The sequence below is a fragment of the Pseudoalteromonas sp. CR1 genome, from assembly GCF_019392235.1.
Taxonomy (GTDB): Bacteria; Pseudomonadota; Gammaproteobacteria; order Enterobacterales; family Alteromonadaceae; genus Pseudoalteromonas.
In genome coordinates this window covers 448,128-464,256 of sequence record NZ_JAHXRM010000001.1, presented here as the reverse complement: position 1 = coordinate 464,256, position 16,129 = coordinate 448,128, and the positions used below count along the sequence as shown (strand labels likewise).

Genomic DNA, 16,129 nt, shown 5'->3' with positions numbered 1-16,129 from the left:
TTTATGCGTCCACTAGGTTTGGCCGCTCAACACGGTAAGCTTCAAGCTTTAACTCTATATTCATAGGGCTTTGGCCATCGCTAATTGCAATGATACCTTCAGCAAGCATTTCGTGGTAAAGCATCTTTTCTTCTACACGTTGCTTAAGCTTATTTGCCATGGGTAAAAATAATAAATTAGCCAACCCCACGCCGTATATCGTCGCAATAAAAGCAGTAGCAACTCCAGCACCTAGTAATTGGGGGTCAGTAATAAAAGACATTGCTTGAATAAGTCCAAGCACGGCCCCTAAAATACCTATGGTAGGACTATAGCCGCCCATTGCTTCGTAAACCCGAGCCGCTTCAAGTAAGCGTTCACGTTCTAACAATAAGTCTATCTCAAGTGTATCTCTGAGTTTTTGTTCTGAACCACCATCAACTAATAGGCTGAGCCCCTTTGCGGCATAAACATCTGAATGCGTTAATGCCTCATCTTCTAGTGCTAAATAGCCCTCTTGTCTCGCTTTATGCGACCAACGTTTAACCTGTTCAATCGCATCATCAATATCATAGCTTGGCGTAACAAATACCCAGTGACTCATTCTAAGCATTTTTTTAAAAGTACTGGCAGATGTTTGAAGCATGACAGCACCTAAAGTACCACCTAGTACAATAATGAGTGCCGGACCATTAAAAAGCGCTGCAATCACACCACCTTCTAGATGATAGCCAATTGCTATAGCACTTAGTGCAACTATTAACCCAAGTACGGAGAGCTTATCCACAACCGGTTTCACTTTTTATCCGCGTTGCAATATCATCCAGCGCTAAACTCTCACTTGAAAGTCCCGCATTAGCAACAGCTTGTGGCATACCATAAACAACACAGCTTTTTTCGTCTTGTGCCCAAATAGTAGCCCCTGTTTGTTTTAACATTCTCGCACCATCTCGACCATCGGCGCCCATGCCAGTTAAAATAATTGCTAATACATCGCCTTGAAAAGCCTTAGCTACACTTGCAAACGTTACATCGACGCTAGGCTTATAAGTAATTCGCTCGCTATTATCTTCAAAAACACGCAATGTTTTTGAACCACCTCGTCCTTCAACCATCATTTGTTGACCGCCAGGCGCCAAATAAGCGGTACCTGGGTCTAACCGGTCACCTTGTTGCGCTTCTTTTACTTTTATTTTGCACAAACCATTTAAGCGAGCTGCAAATGCCGGTGTAAAAGCAGCGGGCATATGCTGAATGAGTAAAATAGGATGCGGGAAATTAGCTGGTAATTGCGTAAGCACATTTTGTAAAGCAACTGGGCCACCTGTAGACGTACCAATTGCGACTAATCTATATTGCTTTCCACTGGCACGAGAAGGAAGGGAGCTCTGTGTTTTGGTTAATGATGGTTCAGGGGTTGAACGCTGAAAACTTCTGTCCGGTTGCCTGATGGAAGATGTGCTACTTCTTTGAGGTACCGCACGCGTTGCGGGTTTAGAATACGACACTGGCTTAAAAGTTCTGGGAATGCGTCTATTGCCAATTTCTTTAACTTTAGCTTGGAGAAGCTTTATGGCATCTTCATTATTACGTGCTATGTCTTCAAACTTTTTAGGCAGAAAGTCCATCGCCCCCGCATCAAGAGCATCGAGTGTGGCTGTTGCGCCAGCACGGGTCAAAGAAGAAAACATTAAAATTGGTGTAGGATTGCTGGCCATTATTTCTTTAACCGCGCTAATACCATCAAGCACTGGCATTTCTACATCCATTGTGATCATATCAGGACGCAGTTGGGCCGTTTTTTCAACAGCTTCTCTGCCATTTATGGCAAATCCAATTACTTGTATGTCGCTGTCTTGCTCAAGAATTTCGCTTACTCTGCGACGAAAAAAGCTTGAATCGTCAACAACTAAAACTTTTACGGCCATTTAACTCTCTTATTAAATTTCTATGCAGGCACACTTAATTGTGTGCCTGCTTTATGATTTAGCCTGCGTAGTGTTTTAACATATTGGGAACATCTAAAATAAGTGCAATTCCACCATCTGACGTAATAGTTGCACCTGCCATACCAGGAGTGCCTTGAAGAAGTGCATCAAGGGGCTTTATTACAACTTCTTCTTGCCCTATTAAGGAGTCAACGACAAAACCAACCTGCTGAGTACCTATTTGAACAATAACAACATGGCCTTGAGCTTTGCGCTGAGTACGATCTGCTCCTTTAACTAACCAATGCTCAAGATAAAACAGCGGTATTGCTTTTTTACGTACAATGATCGTTAGTTGACCATCAACTACATTTGTTTTGGTTAAATCTAAGTGAAATATTTCACTAACACCAGCCAATGGTAGTGCAAATGTTTGTTCACCAACTACAACCATTAAGGTAGGTAATATGGCAAGTGTTAGCGGTACTTTAATTTCTAAAATTGTACCAACACCTAGCTCTGACTGAATACTCACTGAGCCATTAAGTTGAGTGATTTTAGTTTTTACAACATCCATACCCACACCACGCCCTGAAATATCAGAGATCTCTTCCTTAGTAGAAAATCCTGGTGCAAATATTAAATTGTACGCTTCGGTATCTGATAAACGGCTCGCTTGATCGTGATCTAAAACGCCTTTACTGATTGCAATTTTTTTGAGCTTCTCAGCATCCATACCCGCACCATCATCTTTGATAGTTAACAAGATATGGTCGCCTTCTTGCGAAGCTGAAAGCGTGACATTACCCGTTCTAGGTTTGCCAGCTGCTTCACGAGCTGCTGGCATCTCTATTCCGTGGTCAACTGAGTTTCTAACTAAGTGAACAAGTGGATCTGCAAGTGCCTCAACCAAGTTTTTATCTAAATCAGTTTCTTCACCAACAAGCTGTAAACTAATATCTTTATTTAAGCTTCGTGCTAAGTCACGAACAACGCGAGGGAAGCGGCCAAATACCTTTTTAATTGGCTGCATTCGCGTTTGCATTACTGCGCCTTGGATATCAGCCGTCACAACATCTAAGTTAGAAATGGCTTTACCCATTGCTTCACTTTCTGAGTTTGTTGCTAAACTTACCAACCTGTTACGAACAAGTACAAGCTCACCCACCATATTCATTATTTGGTCTAGGCGTTTTGTGTCAACTCGGACTGTTGTTTCTGCTTGAGGAGGAGCTGGTTTTTTCACAGCTGCAGGCGCTGGAGCAGGCGCTGCTTTTGCTACCGGTTTTTCTGCAGGCTTTTGCACTGGTTTTGGCGCAGCAGCTTTTACAGGTTCAGGCTTTTTAACAGGCTCACTTACCTTAGCCGCGGGTTTTGGCGCTGGCTTAGACTCTGAAGCTGCAGGACTCTCTATTGATTTAGGGGCGCCGGTGCCATGAAGTTCATCTAGTAAAGCCTCAAATTCATCATCACTAATTTCATCATCGCTAGTATTACTTGCCGATGTATTTGTTGATGCCGTTGCAGTATTTTCTACTGGATTATTACTTGCTGGTTGCTCTTTTGCAGGCTCACTAGCGGCAACAGCGCCAAAACTTCCAACGCCATGGAGTTCATCAAGTAGATTATCAAACTCATCATCTGTAATGTCTCCACTGACATCACTGCTACTTGGCGAACTTTCAGCTATTGGGCTTTGACCTTTCCCGTGTAGCTCGTCGAGTAGGTTTTCGAATTCATCTTCTGTTATTTCATCTATCTGAGTTTCTTCATCGCTTTGCGCAGCTGAACCGCCGCTAAATAACTCATCAAAGGCAAATGGGTCTTCTTCATCTGCTGATGAAGTTTCTTCTGCCGCAGGCGTTTCTAAAGCTTCATGTTGAGGCTCATCTGCCGTGTCAAATGGAGATTCACCAGCAAGCTCTTCCTCTGTTGGAGGCAAGCCCAGTTTGTGAAGAACTTCAAGTAGTTCGGGATCGGCAGGCTCAGGTTTATCGCGGTTTTGAATGGTAGCAAACATCTCGTTAATAGTGTCGAGTGCCTGCAAAATCACATCCATTAACTCAGAGTTAACTGTTCGTACACCCTGTCTGAGTAAATCGAATACATTTTCTGCACCATGACATGCGTCAACTAACTCCGTCATGGCTAAAAACCCAGCACCACCTTTTACAGTGTGAAACCCTCTAAATATGGCATTGAGTAATTCGGTGTCTTCTGGATTGTTTTCCAGCTCAACTAACTGTTCAGATAAAAGCTCTAGGATTTCTCCTGCCTCTACAAGAAAGTCTTGTAAAATATCTTCATCGACTTCAAACATGCAGTTACTCTCCTCTTAGAAGCCCAAACTTGATAAAAGATCATCGACTTCATCTTGATCAGATACAACATCATTACGTGATTCTTTATCAATAATAGGGCCTTCTGGACCTGCTAAAGTTTGTTCGTCTAATGGTTCATTTGTTTTTTGTTGTTCTATTTTTTCGGCTTTACCGTCGTTTTGATCAGCAAAGGCAGTCAAAAGATGGATCAAACTTTCTTCGACTTCTCTAACAAGCTCAATAACCCGGCGAATAACTTGCCCGGTTAAATCTTGATAGTCTTGCGCCATAAGTACATTTGTCATCAAACTTTGCAGCTCATCGGTTTTATGATGAGATTTGTTCATAAACTTATCAATGCTGTGGCATAACGATTTAAACTCTCCTAACTCAATCTCTCGATTCATTAGGCGATCCCATGTCGGTTTGATATGAGATATCTCATCCGCCAACTGCTGAGCAATTGGTAGGCTAGCCTCAACAGCATCCATTGTTTTATTTGCGGCATTTTCTGTCATTTCTATAACATAATTAAGCCGTTTTTTTGCATCTGGAATCGCATCGGTAGTTAAGTCAGTTAAGCGAGTGTCTAGCTCGAAGCTTTTTAAAGCTTCATGCAATTGACGGGTTAACTTTCCAACTTCAGCAAATATTTCAGATTGCTCCTTAGAAGCAGTATCTAAAATTAACTGATTGGCTTTGTCTTGCTCACCGTTTTCTAGATAAACAACGAGCTGACGAGCTTGTTCTAAAGTTATTTGAGGCGCAGCAAGTGCTGACATAAGCCTCTCCCCCTATCATTAGCCTAAACGTTCAAATACTTTTTCTAATTTAGTTTTGAGTGTTCCAGCAGTAAATGGCTTAACAATATAACCATTAACACCTGCCTGTGCTGCCGCTATAATTTGTTCTTTTTTAGCTTCAGCCGTTACCATCAATACCGGAATGTGTTTAAGCTTATCATCCGCACGTATTGCTCTTAGTAGGTCTATACCCTGCATTCCTGGCATATTCCAATCGGTAACAACAAAATCAAATACTTGATTTTGTAGCATTGGCAAAGCGGTTGACCCATCGTCTGCTTCTTGAACATTAGTGAAACCTAAGTCACGCAACAGATTTTTAATAATACGTCTCATTGTTGAAAAATCGTCAACAACCAGAATTTTCATGTTTTTATCCAAAACATCCCCCAGTGAGGTCTTAACCTTGTTTACTTACTACTAATTTATCCAGTCATTGATTTTAGCTTTGAGCTTAATCATCGCCTGACCATGTATTTGACTTACACGCGATTCGCTTACATCGAGTATATGCCCTATTTCTTTTAAATTCATTTCATCGTTATAGTACAAAGACAGCACCATTGCATCTCGCTCTGGCAAAGATTTTATCGCACCTAATAAAGACTCATTAAACCGCTCATTTTTAACGTTATTAAACGGTTTGTCTAGCGCTAAATCTTGATCAACTGGACTGATGACATCCTCGTCGACACCAAGGTCTTCTATACCTAGTACTTTACTTGCATTTACATCGTTTAAGATATGATGGTACTCATTTAACGAAATTTCAAGTTTTTCAGCAACTTCTATATCTGTAGGCTCACGGCTTAAGCTTTTTTCTAAAAAAGCAATTGTTTCAGCCACCAAACGGCTTTTGCGATGCACCGAACGGGGTGCCCAATCGCCGCGTCGCATTTCGTCAAGCATTGCGCCACGAATACGAATCCCTGCAAAAGTTTCAAAGCTGGCGCCTTTGGTTGCATCAAAGCTCTTAGATGCTTCAATCAGGCCAATCATGCCTGATTGTATTAAATCGTCCAGCTGAACGCTGGCAGGTAAACGCGCTATAAGGTGACATGCCACTTTTTTGACGAGTGATGCATGTTTTTCAACAATCACATTTAAATTTTGTGCTGATTGATATCCCATAACTTTATTCACCAATGTTGTCATAATTAGCCGTTTACTAGTTTCTCTATGAAAAACTCCAGATGACCCGATGGTTGGTTAGGTATTGGCCATTTAACTGCTTTTGTTGCTAGCGCTTGAAACGCCAGTGCCGCAGGCGAATTTGGAAAAAGTTCTACAATAACTTTTTGACGGCGTGTTGCCTTACGCATATTTTCGTCGTAGGGAACCGTTGCAACCAAGTCCATTGATACATCTAAAAAACGATCGGTTACTTTGGAAAGTTTAGCAAATAGCTCTTGCCCTTCACGCATGCTGCGGACCATATTTGCAACAATTTTAAATTTATATACACCATGCTCACGGCTCAATACTTTTATCAGCGCGTAGGCATCTGTTATTGATGTGGGCTCGTCGCATACAACAACCATGACATCTTGTGCTGCGCGGGAAAAACTCAGCACCATGTCAGAAATACCTGCTGCAGTATCTACAATTAAAATATCAAATTCTGTATTTAATTCGCTAAAAGCTCTGATGAGTCCCGCATGCTCTGAAGGCGACAATTCAACCATACTTTGAGAACCCGACGTCGCGGGTACAATTTTAATACCTGCGGGGCCTTCAACTAGAATTTCATCAAGTTCGCATTCACCAGATAAAACATGTGATAAGTTACGTTCAACACGCAGCCCTAGCATAACGTCACAGTTTGCTAAGCCTAAATCGGCATCAAGAACCAATACTCTGTTACCTTGCTGGCCTAATGCAATTGCAGTATTAAGAGAAACATTTGTTTTTCCTACTCCACCTTTACCGCCAGTGACAGCGATAACTTTTACGCCGTTGTTATTGTTTTGACTCATTTTGCGCAGGCCACTTGCTTGATCTAATACTGTGTTAATCATACATCCCTACTGTGCTTGGCGCCACTGCTTGGTGCCTTGAATGTTGTGCTTTTGCTCTTTTTAAATAGAGTTGCTCAGCCTTTTTAACTAGTTTTTCAGCATTTGCAACTCGAATATCTTCTGGTACTCGTTGACCGTTAGTAAGATACCCTATTGGAAGGCGATTTTGAATCGCAATACTAATAATCTCACCTAAACTTAAAGATTCGTCTAATTTGGTGAATATACAACCACTTAACTGCACTTTCTTAAAGTGTCTAACGGTTTCTTGCAACACGTGTATTTGCGATGTTGCACTGAGCACTAAATAACTACGAATATCAACGCGCTGGTTACGCATAAGAGTATTAAGCTGCTCAGTTAAACGTAAGTCGCGTTGGCTCATACCCGCAGTATCAATTAATACTAGTCGTTTATTTCGTAAATGATATAAAACTTCAGCTAATTCATTAGCATCTTTAACTTGCTTAACGCCACAGCCTATAATTCGACCATACGTAGCAAGTTGCTCATAAGCACCAATTCTGTATGTGTCGGTTGTGATTAAAGCGACTTTGTCTGCACCGTACTTTTGTGCACCAAGTGCAGCTAATTTAGCAACTGTGGTTGTTTTACCAACCCCAGTTGGGCCAACCAAAGCGTATACGCCGCCTTGACGTAAAATTTCGTTATTGGTTGTCTGCATCTGATCTTCAACCATTGTTAAAAGTGCTTTCCAACCTTGCTGACGAGACACATCGTCAGGTACAAAGCACGCCATTTGCTCTGCAACATCTTTATCTATACCCATACCAACTAAACGATCAATCATGCATGCACGAGTAGGGTCGCGTCTTGCCATGTCTTGTTGCATAAGCCCTGATACTTGATGCTCTAACAACTGACGAATGGCATTCATTTCATCACGCATTGACGAAATTTGCTCACTTTCATTGTGTTTAGTTTCTTGACGGTTTGTCACTGGGGTATCAAGGTCATCAAAATCACTTTCTAGGTCATCAAACCCAAGGCTGTCTGCTTGTGTTTGCGGACGAGCTGAAGCTTGACGTTCATTGGTAAATATAGGTCGAGGACGCTGTTCTTGCACTGGCTCTTGGTAGTTGTCTGTAGTATCAATACCTGATTGCGAAAACATAGAAGCCAGTTCTGCAGAGCGAGGACGAGGAGCTTGACGCTCTAATAATGCTTGAAGACTATCAGCTACTTTCGCTTGTGGCTCTGGCTTAGCGCGAAGTGGCTCTGGTTTTACAAAATTATGCACTGGCTGTGACTTTGCAAAACTTTGTGCTGGCGCACTTTGCGGTTGCTTTTTTTTAGGGGCTGCTTTGTCATAATCAACTGCTGCTACAATTTCGACACCGTTAGCTAGCTTTTTATTCGACATAATAACCGCATCAACACCCAATTCGTCTTTAACTTCTTTAAGTACTGTGCGCATATCTTTAGCAAAAAAACGTTTTATTTTCATGATTCAACCCCTTTAAAATCTTATTGTTGGCCTACAGAGCTGACTATCTTGATCTGTCTTTCATCTGGTACCTCTTGATAAGACATCACCCTTAAACCCGGGATGGTGTACTTAACAAAACGAGATAACACAGTGCGTAACATTCCCGACGTTAGCAATATTGAAGGTTCACCGGACATTTCTTGGTTTTGATGCGCTTCGTTTAGTGACACTTGAAGTCGCTCTGCAAGTCCTGGTTCTATACCGGCACCTTCGTCGCCTGCATTTTGTAGTGACTGATGCAACATCTGTTCCAACTCAGGCGCCAAGGTTATGACAGGGATTTCTGACGACATACCTACAGCATCTTGAACTATTAATCGGCGTAATGAAATACGCACTGCAGCCGTTAAGACATCGGGGTCTTGACTACGCGGGCCATACTCAACAAGCGTTTGTACAATTGAACGCATGTCGCGAATTGCAACCCCTTCATTAAGTAAGTTTTGTAGTACTTTTACAATCACAGTTAACGGTAATACGTCAGGAACTAAACCTTCAACTAAGCGAGGGTGACTTTTACCTAACATGTCTAATAAGTTCTGTACTTCCTCGTGGCCTAACAGCAGTGCTGCACTGTTTGTGAGTAACTGGCTAATATGTGTAGCCACAACTGTGGCTGAATCTACCACGGTATAACCAAGCGATTGTGCTTCGTCTTTTTGATCTGGTTTTATCCATACCGCATCAAGTCCAAAAGCAGGGTCTTTAGTTTCAACCCCTTTAATTGGCCCAAACACTTGACCAGGGTTTATCGCCAGTTCATCACCATGCTTGAGTTCACCTTCACCTGTAGATACCCCCATAAGCGTAATTCTGTATGCATTAGGGTCAAGCTCTAAGTTATCGCGAATGTGTACTGGTGGGACTAAAAAGCCCAGCTCTTGAGAAAGCTTTTTACGTACTCCCTTAATGCGATTTAGTAGTTCCCCGCCTTGAGATTGATCAACCAAAGGAATTAACCTGTAGCCTACCTCTAATCCTATTACATCGACTTGCTGAACATCATCCCACCCCAGTTCTTTTTGTTCTTGTTTATTGGCAACGCCCGTACCAGCACTTCCATTTGCAGCAGCTTCAGCCTCTGCTGCAGCCACTTTTAGTTTACTTTGTTGAGTGTAATAAGCTAAATAACCTAATAATGCGCCTAGGCTTAAAAATGCTAAATGAGGCATGCCCGGCACTAAGCCCATGGTAATTAAGATGCCAGAAGCTATAAATAATGACTTCTCATTGCCAAGTTGTTTCTTAAACTGGTCGCCCATATTGAGTGACTCGTTTTGACGTGTTACTACAATCGCTGTACCAATCGATAGTAACAGTGAGGGAAGCTGAGCTACTAGGCCATCACCAATCGTAAGCAGTGTGTAAACTTCCATAGCTTGGCCAAAACTTAAATCGTGCTGGATCATGCCAACAAATAAACCACCAACAATGTTGATAATTAAAATGACAATACCAGCAATAGCATCACCTTTTACAAACTTACTTGCACCATCCATTGAACCATAGAAGTCAGCTTCGCGAGTAACCTCTTCGCGACGATCACGCGCTTGCTCTGCACTAATGAATCCTGCGTTTAAATCGGCGTCAATTGCCATTTGTTTACCTGGCATTGCATCAAGTGTAAAACGTGCTGATACTTCAGAAATACGCCCTGCACCTTTGGTAATTACAACAAAGTTAATAATGATAAGAATTAAAAATACCACTAGGCCAACAGCATAGTTACCGCCAATAACAACAGACCCAAAGGCTTCTATCACTTTCCCCGCGGCATCTCCACCATTATGTCCTTCAAGTAGTACAACACGTGTACTTGCTACGTTAAGTGCTAAACGCATAATTGTGGCGATAAGTAACACGGCCGGAAACATACCAAACTCAACCGGTTTCATGGTGTAAACCGTTACGAGTAGTACCACCAACGCCAAAGCAATATTGAATGAAAAAAGGATATCAAGTAAAAATGGCGGTAACGGTAAAATGACCATTCCCAAAGCTGCAAGCACAAGCAAAGGTGTACCTACGCCTTTTGCATATTCTTTTTTATCTGCGTTAAGTTGTTGTAATACCGCTTTAAAACTCATAATTCTACAATTTCAAAAAATTGACACTACGTAGAATTAGCAATAACTATTCCAAGTTAATAAAGGAGTAATATTAATACCTGTAAGCATCTGGGATGGGGAGCTTTTTATTGAGCTTTGTCGGGCGTTTTCCGCGACCTTTATTGAAGCGTTTTAACTGAAAAACATAAGCTAACACCTGTGCAACGGCAGTAAAGAGTTGGTCAGGAATTTGTTCACCCACTTCTGCGGTATGATAAAGCGCTCTCGTAAGCATGGGCGACTCAACAATTGGTACATCGTTACCATTTGCCACCTTTCGTATTTGCATAGCAAGTTCATCTACGCCTTTTGCAAGCACTATAGGAGCACCTGCTCGCTCGGTGTCGTATTTAAGCGCGACAGAATAATGCGTTGGGTTAGTAACCACAACATCGGCATCAGGCACGTCTTGCATCATTCTTTTTTGAGACATTTGCCTTTGAGTTTGCCTAATACGCGCTTTTATTTGAGGATCACCTTCAGAGTTTTTGTACTCGTCTTTTACCTCTTGCAGTGTCATTTTTAACTGCTTATGGTGAGTATGACTTTGATACGGCGCATCAATTGCAGCAATAATTACCAACGTGCACGATAGTGCCAAAAACATCCACGAAAGTATTTCGAGCGCGTGAATAATATTATTAGGTGCAGACTCAATGCTCAAGTGTAAAATTTCGTCGAAAAAAGTATTAATTAGAAAAAAAGCAAAGCTTGCAACGACTAAGAACTTTAAAATAGCTTTAGTAAGCTCTACCGCTGCTTGCGGACCAAACATACGTTTAAAGCCTTTAAACGGAGACATTTTGCTTGCTTTAGGAGCGGCTGCTTGCCAACTAAAATTAAAGCCACCCAATAAAGTATTGCCTATAATGCCTGCAAATAAAATAATGAATACAAACATAGCCATAGGAAAAATAAGCGCATCAGCCACACTAGACCAAACCGCAAACATTTTAGTAGTGTCGTAGGTTTCATTTCGATTAAGGCTAAGCATTCTGCCCATAATATTGTATAAACCCTTACCAATTTCAGGGCCGTACATTAACAGTGAAATAGCTGAAAAAATAAGTACAAACATAGTACCTAGTTCTTTAGAACGAGCAACCTGCCCTTTCTTTTTAGACTCTTCTATTTTTTTCCCTGTGGGTTCTTCTGTTTTTTCTTGACCTGAATCTTCAGCCATAACGCACTCCTAAGGCGAGCAACCAACTAAGGTACACATTAGTTCGATCATTTTAAGCCACTGAAATTCAAACTGCAGAATAAAGTTGCCTAATGTTGCCCAAATAATGACAAGCCCTGCTACAAGAGTGAATGGAAAACCAATCGCAAAAATATTTAGCTGCGGCGCCGCACGTGTCATAATGCCAAATGAAATATTAATAACCAGCATTGCTGTCAATGGGGCAAGTGAGAGCACTAAAGCTGTTGTAAACATCCAGCCGCCCCAAGTTACAATATCCCAATAGTGGTCTACCGACCACCAATTACCATCAATTGGCAGCACTTCAAAACTATGCACAACCATTTGTATCATCATTAAATGGCCATTAAATACAAAAAATAATAGTGTTGCTAAAATAAGAAAAAACTGGCCAACCGCCGGAACGCTAGCCCCATTTGAGGGGTCAATAACAGAAGCAAAACCCAAACCGGTTTGCATAGCAAGTATTTGACCTGCCAATACAAAGGTATTGAGGAGTAAGGTAGATGCAAAGCCAATCGCGATTCCAATAAGCATTTGCTGTATCACTACTAAAATCATTTCGAACGAGAACAGGTTAGTAAATGTAGCAGGAGGAAGCACTGGAACAACCAACAGAGTCACGACGACTGATAAACCCAGCTTTATACGTGTTGGCACATTTTTAGCGCCAAGACCCGCCATTATCATAATCATGGAGCTAATTCTTACCAAAGGGAGTAAAAAATCGCTCAACCATTGAATGACAACTGAAAACGGGTACTCCACTTGTTAACCTGCAATTTCGGGGATAAGCAGCACTAACCGAGTAAAAAAATCCATTAGCTCTTGAGTGAACCAGTGGCCACCAACAATTAACGCGCTAATAGTGATCAATAAGCGAGGCAAAAAACTCAACGTTTGCTCATTGATAGACGTAGCCGCTTGAAACACCGCAACCACTAGGCCAATAATTAAACCTGGAACAACAATAGCTGATACTAATTTAATAACTAAAAACAGTGCATCGCTAAGAATATCAACAAAAATTTCCGGTTCCATGCTGTAATCCTATCTTTTAGTTACATTCAAACAATACATACTATGTGCCTAAACCAAAGCTTTTTGCTAGGGTTCCCATCACTAAGCTCCAACCGTCTACAAGTACAAACAGCATTATTTTAAAGGGTAAGGAGACAATCATGGGGGAGAGCATCATCATACCCATAGCCATGAGTACAGATGCAACAACCAGATCAACAATTAAAAAAGGTATAAAAAACATAAACCCGATAATAAATGCAGTTTGTAATTCGCTTGTTACAAATGCGGGTATAAGTACAATTAACGGGGTCTCTTCTGGTGATTCTAGCTTGTCGTAACCAGCTATCTTAGCAAATGTTTCTAAGTCTTTTAAACGAACCTGCGAGAGCATAAATGCTTTCATTGGCTCTTTTGCGAGCTCCAATGCTTGAACTGAAGTCACTTGCTCACTCAAATAAGGTTCTATGGCTACGTCATTTACCTTTTGGTAAATAGGCGCCATGATAAAAATACTTAAGAATAAAGACATGCCCAACAGTACCTGATTTGATGGCGTTTGCTGCAAACCAATTGCCTGGCGTAGTATAGCCAACACAACAATAATACGTGTAAAAGACGTCATCATTATAATGGCGGCTGGTATAAAGCTCAGCGCCGTCATAATGGCTAAAACTTGCAACGTCACTGAGTAATCTTGTGTGCCATCTGCGTTTGTAGTAATGGTAAGCGCATCGATACCTTCAGCGCTTGCGCTTGGAACAAACATAATGGCGAAAATAATTAGCAGCCACTTAATCATAGGTTCAGTTCTTTTTATTTTGTTTTGATTTGGGATTTAACAATTTGCTAAATTGTTTAGCAAGTTCTGGAATTTCTTTTTCACTCAGTGGTGATTCTAATTTATGAAGGTAGTTAATGCTGTGCGGCGTGACGCCTAATAAATGCTGCGCATTATCAATCTCTACCACCATTAAGCGTTCGCGGGAGCCTAAGGGAAGACTTCGAACCACTTTAAATTCATCACTGTTTGCCAAATTAGGATTAAGCTTTTTTACAAAAACAGCCAGAACAACAATGAGCACTAGCACTGCAATAAGCGAAAGCACCATGGAGATTAAATCGCCCGTAGGTGTAACCGACTCTGTTTTTGTAAATACAGAAGCTGTTAGCGCAAAAAAGGCACTCATCGTAGCTTTTTGATCCGCTCTACTTGGCTGATAACATCCGTTAAACGAATACCAAACTTGTCATTTACCACAACCACTTCACCATGGGCAATCAAGGTACCATTAACCAATACATCTAATGGCTCACCAGCAACACGATCTAGCTCTACTACTGAACCTTGGTTAAGTTGTAGTAAATTACGAATATTAATTTTTGAGCGCCCAACTTCCATCGATATTGTCACTGGGATGTCTAAAATTGTATCGAGCTTGCGCTTTTCTTCGCCCGTTATTTCGCTTTTTTCATCACTTAATTCATCAAGTTCGGCAACTTGCGCTTCGCCAGCATCATCGCCGCCTTCAGCCTCAGCAAGTGCGGCTGCCCATTCGTCCATTGTATCTTGATCATCGCTCATACGTTTAACCTTTTAATCAATTACCAGTCTAAGTCTACACCGTCTGAAAGGTGTAAATCTTCTTCTAATTCTGCTAACTCTGCATCTGAGTCAATTTTCTTGCCGCCTTTAGTAAATACATGCAACTCAGATTTAACTGAATCAGGTCGTTTAATTTTTTCACTAATTTGTAGGGCGACATTATCACGAGAACGACCCATTTTAGCTCTGAATGTGGGCAGCTCTTCTACAAATACAGTAATATGCTCTGGCATTTCAACAGGAATAATATCACCTGCTTTAAGCTCCATTATTTGTTGAAGTGTTAAGTCGACCTCTAGAAGCTGAGTCGACATATCAACTTCAACATCCATTATTTCATCTCGTAATGCTTTACTCCAACGTAAGTCGGTATCCTCGGTGTCTGATTGAACACCTGCATCCAAAAGTTCCCTTATTGGTTCGAGCATTGAGTACGGCAAAGCAATGTGAAAATCACCGCCACCGCCATCAAGTTCAATATGAAAAGAGCTAATAACCACAACTTCAGTCGGGCTTACAATATTAGCCATAGCAGGATTTACTTCTGAATCGAGGTACTCAAACGACACATCCATGACCGGTGCCCATGCCTCTTTATAATCTTCAAAGATTATTTTTAGTAGCATTTGCACAATTCGGCGCTCTGTCGGGGTAAATTCACGGCCTTCAATTTTTGCGTGGTAGCGACCATCACCGCCAAAAAAGTTATCCACCAAAATAAACACTAAACGTGCTTCCATGGTGATCAAACCGGTTCCTTTTAACGGTCTAAAACGCACCATATTTAAGCTGGTTGGTACAAACAAGGTATGTACGTACTCACCAAATTTTATCATTTGAACGCCATTAATGGATACTTCCGCTGTACGGCGCATCATATTAAATAGGCTAATTCGCATATGGCGAGCAAAGCGCTCATTAACAATTTCCAGCGTCGGCATGCGACCACGTACGATTCGATCTTGCGAAGAAAAATCGTACTGTAGCGTACTTCCCCCGCCATCTTCGCCATCGTTTATATCTTCCTCTTCAACGTCATCAACACCGTGTAATAGCGCATCAATTTCGTCTTGGGATAATAAGTCGCTCACGCTAACCCCTTATTGCATTACAAAGCCGGTAAACAATACCCGCTCAATTACTTTACTGCCTTCAACGTCATTTAAGGCGGTTTGCACTGTCTCTAGTGCAGAAAAACGCAGTGTTTCTTTGCCTGCACTGGTACTTAACTCATCTGCAGTAGTCGTTGAAAATACGCTGAGTAACTTACCTTCGATAAGCGGGATATGCTTTTTAGCGGTTTCTTCATTAACTTCGCCACGAACCAAAAGCTGCACTTTAATTTGTACAATTCTATCTCTGCTAGAGCCCGGTACGTTAAATACAAATGGTCTAGGCATCGCAACGTAAAGAGCACTGCCTATCTCTGCAGATGAACCAGAAGCCTCTGGCGCTTCTTCTGAAAGAGTTGTTTCTTCATCTAACGTCTCAACTGGCTCATCCGAGCCCGACATTAAAAAGAAACCCGCAGCACCACCTACAACTAGCAATGCTGCTGCAATAATAATTATCAGCTTTTTTTTACTTTTAGGCGCTTCTTCTATTTCTAAACTTGTTTCTTCAGCCATCATC

Annotated in this window: 17 protein-coding genes; all 17 read right to left on the bottom strand. The window is 41.5% G+C overall.

Going from position 1 to position 16,129, the window contains the following annotated elements; translation table 11 throughout:
* Nucleotide 1: 1 nt before the first annotated feature.
* The 17 genes from KZZ04_RS02170 to fliL all read right to left on the bottom strand — a co-directional run bounded on the left by KZZ04_RS02170 (nt 2) and on the right by fliL (nt 16,125).
* Nucleotides 2-766 carry a flagellar motor protein gene (locus tag KZZ04_RS02170; protein ID WP_058403491.1) on the bottom strand — a complete coding sequence of 255 codons (765 nt, stop codon included), beginning with the start codon at nt 764-766 and terminating at the stop codon, nt 2-4.
* Complete coding sequence (locus KZZ04_RS02165; protein ID WP_219421680.1) at nt 759-1,907, bottom strand: chemotaxis response regulator protein-glutamate methylesterase; 1,149 nt, start codon at nt 1,905-1,907, stop codon at nt 759-761. The genes KZZ04_RS02170 and KZZ04_RS02165 overlap by 8 nt, the downstream gene beginning before the upstream one ends.
* Before the next feature lie 58 nt (nt 1,908-1,965).
* Nucleotides 1,966-4,227 carry a chemotaxis protein CheA gene (locus KZZ04_RS02160; RefSeq protein ID WP_219421679.1) on the bottom strand — a complete coding sequence of 754 codons (2,262 nt, stop codon included), beginning with the start codon at nt 4,225-4,227 and terminating at the stop codon, nt 1,966-1,968.
* A gap of 15 nt (nt 4,228-4,242) precedes the next feature.
* A complete protein-coding gene (locus KZZ04_RS02155; protein WP_219421678.1) occupies nt 4,243-5,010 on the bottom strand; it encodes a protein phosphatase CheZ in 768 nt (255 codons plus the stop codon).
* A gap of 18 nt (nt 5,011-5,028) precedes the next feature.
* On the bottom strand, nt 5,029-5,412 hold the full coding sequence (gene cheY, locus KZZ04_RS02150; protein WP_008132609.1) for a chemotaxis response regulator CheY: 384 nt from the start codon (nt 5,410-5,412) through the stop codon (nt 5,029-5,031).
* 39 nt (nt 5,413-5,451) lie between these two features.
* Entirely contained in the window at nt 5,452-6,162 is a 711-nt protein-coding gene (locus tag KZZ04_RS02145; protein WP_058551057.1) for an RNA polymerase sigma factor FliA, read from the bottom strand.
* A gap of 26 nt (nt 6,163-6,188) precedes the next feature.
* Nucleotides 6,189-7,049: a MinD/ParA family protein gene (locus KZZ04_RS02140; protein WP_006792753.1), complete on the bottom strand. Its 861-nt coding sequence runs from the start codon at nt 7,047-7,049 to the stop codon at nt 6,189-6,191.
* Nucleotides 7,042-8,517: a flagellar biosynthesis protein FlhF gene (gene flhF / locus KZZ04_RS02135; RefSeq protein WP_219421676.1), complete on the bottom strand. Its 1,476-nt coding sequence runs from the start codon at nt 8,515-8,517 to the stop codon at nt 7,042-7,044. Before flhF ends, KZZ04_RS02140 begins: the two co-directional genes overlap by 8 nt.
* 20 nt (nt 8,518-8,537) lie before the next feature.
* Nucleotides 8,538-10,646: a flagellar biosynthesis protein FlhA gene (gene flhA, locus KZZ04_RS02130; RefSeq protein WP_219421674.1), complete on the bottom strand. Its 2,109-nt coding sequence runs from the start codon at nt 10,644-10,646 to the stop codon at nt 8,538-8,540.
* Nucleotides 10,647-10,719: 73 nt separating this feature from the next.
* Nucleotides 10,720-11,850: a flagellar biosynthesis protein FlhB gene (gene flhB, locus KZZ04_RS02125; protein ID WP_010555918.1), complete on the bottom strand. Its 1,131-nt coding sequence runs from the start codon at nt 11,848-11,850 to the stop codon at nt 10,720-10,722.
* 9 nt (nt 11,851-11,859) lie between these two features.
* Entirely contained in the window at nt 11,860-12,639 is a 780-nt protein-coding gene (gene fliR / locus KZZ04_RS02120) for a flagellar biosynthetic protein FliR (RefSeq protein ID WP_006792749.1), read from the bottom strand.
* Nucleotides 12,640-12,642: 3 nt separating this feature from the next.
* Complete coding sequence (locus tag KZZ04_RS02115; RefSeq protein ID WP_006792748.1) at nt 12,643-12,912, bottom strand: flagellar biosynthetic protein FliQ; 270 nt, start codon at nt 12,910-12,912, stop codon at nt 12,643-12,645.
* 40 nt (nt 12,913-12,952) lie between these two features.
* A complete protein-coding gene (gene fliP, locus KZZ04_RS02110; protein WP_058550992.1) occupies nt 12,953-13,693 on the bottom strand; it encodes a flagellar type III secretion system pore protein FliP in 741 nt (246 codons plus the stop codon).
* Nucleotides 13,694-13,697: 4 nt separating this feature from the next.
* The gene (gene fliO / locus KZZ04_RS02105; protein WP_138528737.1) at nt 13,698-14,081 is read right to left on the bottom strand and encodes a flagellar biosynthetic protein FliO; all 384 of its coding nucleotides are present in this window, start codon (nt 14,079-14,081) and stop codon (nt 13,698-13,700) included.
* Nucleotides 14,078-14,476 carry a flagellar motor switch protein FliN gene (fliN, locus tag KZZ04_RS02100; RefSeq protein WP_006792745.1) on the bottom strand — a complete coding sequence of 133 codons (399 nt, stop codon included), beginning with the start codon at nt 14,474-14,476 and terminating at the stop codon, nt 14,078-14,080. Before fliN ends, fliO begins: the two co-directional genes overlap by 4 nt.
* Before the next feature lie 20 nt (nt 14,477-14,496).
* Nucleotides 14,497-15,588 carry a flagellar motor switch protein FliM gene (gene fliM, locus KZZ04_RS02095; protein ID WP_010555915.1) on the bottom strand — a complete coding sequence of 364 codons (1,092 nt, stop codon included), beginning with the start codon at nt 15,586-15,588 and terminating at the stop codon, nt 14,497-14,499.
* Between the two features lie 9 nt (nt 15,589-15,597).
* Nucleotides 15,598-16,125, bottom strand: coding sequence for a flagellar basal body-associated protein FliL (fliL, locus tag KZZ04_RS02090; protein WP_058403499.1), 528 nt, complete (start codon nt 16,123-16,125; stop codon nt 15,598-15,600).
* Between the last annotated feature and the right edge of the window lie 4 nt (nt 16,126-16,129).

Coding starts and splice junctions, on each gene's coding strand:
- KZZ04_RS02165 (WP_219421680.1), bottom strand. CDS start 1,907: ATGGCCGTAAAAGTTTTAGTTGTTGACGATTCAAGCTTTTTTCGTCGC.
- KZZ04_RS02160 (WP_219421679.1), bottom strand. CDS start 4,227: ATGTTTGAAGTCGATGAAGATATTTTACAAGACTTTCTTGTAGAGGCA.
- KZZ04_RS02155 (WP_219421678.1), bottom strand. CDS start 5,010: ATGTCAGCACTTGCTGCGCCTCAAATAACTTTAGAACAAGCTCGTCAG.
- KZZ04_RS02145 (WP_058551057.1), bottom strand. CDS start 6,162: ATGGGATATCAATCAGCACAAAATTTAAATGTGATTGTTGAAAAACAT.
- KZZ04_RS02140 (WP_006792753.1), bottom strand. CDS start 7,049: ATGATTAACACAGTATTAGATCAAGCAAGTGGCCTGCGCAAAATGAGT.
- flhF (WP_219421676.1), bottom strand. CDS start 8,517: ATGAAAATAAAACGTTTTTTTGCTAAAGATATGCGCACAGTACTTAAA.
- flhA (WP_219421674.1), bottom strand. CDS start 10,646: ATGAGTTTTAAAGCGGTATTACAACAACTTAACGCAGATAAAAAAGAA.
- flhB (WP_010555918.1), bottom strand. CDS start 11,850: ATGGCTGAAGATTCAGGTCAAGAAAAAACAGAAGAACCCACAGGGAAA.
- KZZ04_RS02115 (WP_006792748.1), bottom strand. CDS start 12,912: ATGGAACCGGAAATTTTTGTTGATATTCTTAGCGATGCACTGTTTTTA.
- fliP (WP_058550992.1), bottom strand. CDS start 13,693: ATGATTAAGTGGCTGCTAATTATTTTCGCCATTATGTTTGTTCCAAGC.
- fliO (WP_138528737.1), bottom strand. CDS start 14,081: ATGAGTGCCTTTTTTGCGCTAACAGCTTCTGTATTTACAAAAACAGAG.
- fliN (WP_006792745.1), bottom strand. CDS start 14,476: ATGAGCGATGATCAAGATACAATGGACGAATGGGCAGCCGCACTTGCT.
- fliL (WP_058403499.1), bottom strand. CDS start 16,125: ATGGCTGAAGAAACAAGTTTAGAAATAGAAGAAGCGCCTAAAAGTAAA.